This is a genomic window from Kitasatospora sp. NPDC057512 (assembly GCF_042802135.1).
Classification (GTDB): Bacteria; Actinomycetota; Actinomycetes; order Streptomycetales; family Streptomycetaceae; genus Kitasatospora.
In genome coordinates, this window is record NZ_JBHVET010000846.1 from 1 (window position 1) to 3,294 (window position 3,294).

Here is a 3,294-nt window from a genome sequence, read left to right on the forward strand (position 1 = left end):
GCCGTAGACGGCGGCGTGTTCGGCGCTGAGGGCGGTCTGGAGGGCGGGGACGGCGGCGGCGTGGGTGGCGCCTTCGGCGGTGGTGGTGCCGTCGGGCGTTCTGACGGGGGTCTGGTCGCCGAGGGCCGCGGCGTGCAGGGCGTTGCCGGCGGAGACGGAGGCGAGCAGGCGGGCGAGGGGCGGGCTGACCTCGTCGAGGCCCTGGAGGCGGGACTCGGCGGTCCGGTGCTCCAGGAGGGCCAGTTCGGGGAGGGTGGGGAGGGGGCGGTACGGGGTGCCGGTGGGGGAGGGGCTCGCGCTCGGCAGGCCCTGGACGAGGGCGGCGCGGTGCTGGGCGGTGTCGTCGCGCAGCGGCTGGAGCAGGGCGGTCTGGGCACCCGGGGCGGTGAGCAGGCCGTCGTAGGCGCCGAGCAGGAGGTCGGTGTCGGCGATCGCGCGGAGGCGGGCCGGGGTGTCGAGGTCGCGGGGTGGGGTGGGGCCGGCCGGGTGGGCGCCGTGGGGGTCGGCGGTGCAGGCGGTGAGGGTGGTGAGCAGTCCGAGGGCCAGGAAGGTCCGTCGGCTGGGCGGCTGCATCGGGATCACTCCGGGCGGGTACGGGAGGGCGGCCTCCCCGCCTGCCCTCGTTGGCGTGAATGATTACAGAATCCCCACGTTCCCGGGCCCGGTTCGGGGACGCCGTGCCGGGTGTGAGCTTGCTCGCAGTGGGTGGTGTGGGCGTGGTCGGCGGAGGTCCGGAATCGGTGGTTGGGGGCTTGACCGGATAGGCTTTGGGCCGAGCTGCCGTGACCCGGTGTGGCACACCGGGGGCGCGGGGCGACCTTCTGACAACAGCAGACGCGGCCGAGGAGTCCACCCGGATGAGCACCACCCACACCGACCGGCTGCGAGCGTTGCTGGAGCCGCTGGCCGAGCAGGCCGGACTGGATCTGGAGGACGTCAGGGTCACCCGGGCGGGCAGCCGTCGGCAGGTGCAGATCGACGTCGACACCGACGGCGGCGTGGACATGGACGCCATCGCCGAGTTCAGCCGGGTGGTCGGTGCGGCCCTGGACGAGTCGGACCTGATGGGGGACGACGCGTACCTGCTGGAGGTCGGCTCGCCGGGTGCGGAGCGCCCGCTGGTCCTGCCCCGGCACTGGCAGCGCGCCGAGGGTCGGCTGGCCAGGATCCACCTGGAGGACGGCGGGGAGATCGTCGCCCGGGTGCTGGAGGCCGACGAGGACGGCGCACTGGTCGAGGTGCAGCCGGTGAAGGGGCGCGGCCGTCCGAAGGAGCGCCGTCTGGCGTACGCGGAGGTGGCCCGGGCGCGCGTCCAGGTCGAGTTCAACCGCAAGGACGACGAGCTCCTGGACGAGGCCGCGGACTTCGACGAGGGGGAGGACGGCGCCGAGTGAACCCCCGGTGCCGTACGACCATGACGAACGTGACGAAAGACGAGGAGGCGTAGCCGTGGACATCGACATGAGTGCCCTGCGCACGCTGGTCAACGAGAAGAACATCCCCTTCGACCTGCTGGTCGAGTCCATCGAGTCCGCCCTCCTCACCGCGTACCACCGCACCGAGGGCTCGCGCCGGCGGGCCCGGGTGCACCTGGACCGCAAGAGCGGCCACGTCACCGTGTGGGCGATGGAGGACCCGGCGGAGCTGGACGAGGGCGTCGAGCCGAAGGAGTTCGACGACACCCCGAGCGGCTTCGGCCGGATCGCGTCCAGCATCGGCATCCAGGTGATGATGCAGCGCCTGCGCGACGCCGCGGACGACCAGACCTTCGGCGAGTACGCGGGCAAGGAGGGCGACATCGTCACCGGTGTCGTCCAGCAGGGCAACGACCCGAAGAACGTGCTGGTCGACATCGGCAAGCTGGAGGCCATCCTGCCGCCGCAGGAGCAGGTCCCGGGCGAGGACTACCGGCACGGCACCCGGCTGAAGTGCTATGTGGTGGCCGTGCGCCGCGGCGTGCGCGGGGCCTCGGTGACGCTGTCGCGCACCCACCCCAGCCTGGTGAAGAAGCTGTTCGCGCTGGAGGTCCCGGAGATCGCGGACGGCAGCGTGGAGATCGCGGCGATCGCCCGTGAGGCCGGCCACCGGACCAAGATCGCGGTCTGGTCGCGCCGTCAGGGCCTGAACGCCAAGGGCGCCTGCATCGGCCCGATGGGCTCCCGGGTGCGCGCCGTGATGGGCGAGCTGCACGGCGAGAAGATCGACATCGTCGACTGGTCGGAGGACCCCCGGGAGATGGTGGCCGCAGCCCTGTCGCCCGCTCGGGTGACCAGCGTGGAGATCGTGGACGCCGCCCAGCGTTCCGCCCGGGTGATCGTGCCGGACTACCAGCTGTCGCTGGCGATCGGCAAGGAGGGGCAGAACGCCCGCCTGGCCGCGCGCCTGACCGGGTGGCGGATCGACATCCGGCCGGACACCGAGGTCCCGGCCGAGGAATCGCAGGCCCGGTAATCATCGTTGTCGTGTGCGCCCCTGCCGGTCCTCCGGGATCGGCGGGGCGGCGCCATGTCGCTTCGGAGGGGTAGACTTGCCTTCGTCTGGCCGGACGCATGTCCGAGCACGCCCGGAACGCACCTGCGTGGGCTGCCGCAAGCGAGCGGCCAAGCACCAGCTGTTGCGTGTCACGGCGGTCGAGGGCGAGTGCGTCCCTGATCCCCGCGGCGCACTCCCGGGCCGGGGCGCTCACCTGCACCCCGATCCGGCCTGCCTCGACCTCGCGGTCCGCCGTCGGGCGTTCCCCCGGGCCTTCCGGCTCCAGGGCGCGCTCGACACCGAGCGGCTCCGCGGGTTCATCGGGGAGCTGGCGGGCGGAGCCCCCTAGTCGGGCGGCCTCCCGCGACAGTCGCCGCTCGCGCGGCGGAGAACCACCGCAACAAGCACAGCGCTCGGGCAGCCGCGCGCCGTGCCACCAGTCAGGTACCTCGCGATGTGGAAGTAGGTCGAGATTGCGATGAGCTCTCGATGAGTACGCGATGAGTACGCGATGGGTACGCCCATGAAGTAGCGACAGTCCGGCGGACGAGACCCCCGGACTCATAGACAGGAGTGAAGTGGCTAAGGTCCGGGTTTATGAACTCGCCAAGGAGCTTGGCTTGGAGAGCAAGGCCGTCATGGCCAAGCTCACCGAGCTCGGCGAGTTCGTCCGTTCGGCGTCCTCGACGATCGAGGCGCCGGTCGTACGCAAGTTGACTGACGCGCTTGGTGTGGCCCCCACCGGTGGTGGTTCCGCTGCCAAGCCGGGCCCGCGGAAGCCCGCGGCGCCCTCCCCCGCGGCCGGCTCGGGTGCCCCGAAGC

At 72.3% G+C, this 3,294-nt stretch carries 5 protein-coding genes; 4 read left to right on the forward strand and 1 reads right to left on the reverse strand.

Annotated features, from left to right (window positions below; translation table 11 throughout):
* The coding region (locus ACFU6K_RS34665) for a hypothetical protein (RefSeq protein WP_380669928.1) at positions 1 to 573 on the reverse strand (573 nt) is incomplete at its 3' end.
* Between the two features lie 284 nt (positions 574 to 857).
* On the opposite strand from ACFU6K_RS34665, the gene rimP reads away from it, so the two are divergent.
* The 4 genes from rimP to ACFU6K_RS34685 all read left to right on the forward strand — a co-directional run.
* The gene (gene rimP, locus ACFU6K_RS34670) at positions 858 to 1,394 is read left to right on the forward strand and encodes a ribosome maturation factor RimP (RefSeq protein WP_380669930.1); all 537 of its coding nucleotides are present in this window, start codon (positions 858 to 860) and stop codon (positions 1,392 to 1,394) included.
* Between the two features lie 55 nt (positions 1,395 to 1,449).
* Positions 1,450 to 2,451: a transcription termination factor NusA gene (gene nusA, locus ACFU6K_RS34675; protein WP_380669931.1), complete on the forward strand. Its 1,002-nt coding sequence runs from the start codon at positions 1,450 to 1,452 to the stop codon at positions 2,449 to 2,451.
* A gap of 76 nt (positions 2,452 to 2,527) precedes the next feature.
* Positions 2,528 to 2,821: a YlxR family protein gene (locus ACFU6K_RS34680; protein WP_380669932.1), complete on the forward strand. Its 294-nt coding sequence runs from the start codon at positions 2,528 to 2,530 to the stop codon at positions 2,819 to 2,821.
* Between the two features lie 229 nt (positions 2,822 to 3,050).
* Positions 3,051 to 3,294: translation initiation factor IF-2 N-terminal domain-containing protein (locus ACFU6K_RS34685; protein ID WP_380669933.1), on the forward strand; the 244-nt coding region annotated here is incomplete at its 3' end.

Coding starts and splice junctions, on each gene's coding strand:
- rimP (WP_380669930.1), top strand. CDS start 858: ATGAGCACCACCCACACCGACCGGCTGCGAGCGTTGCTGGAGCCGCTG.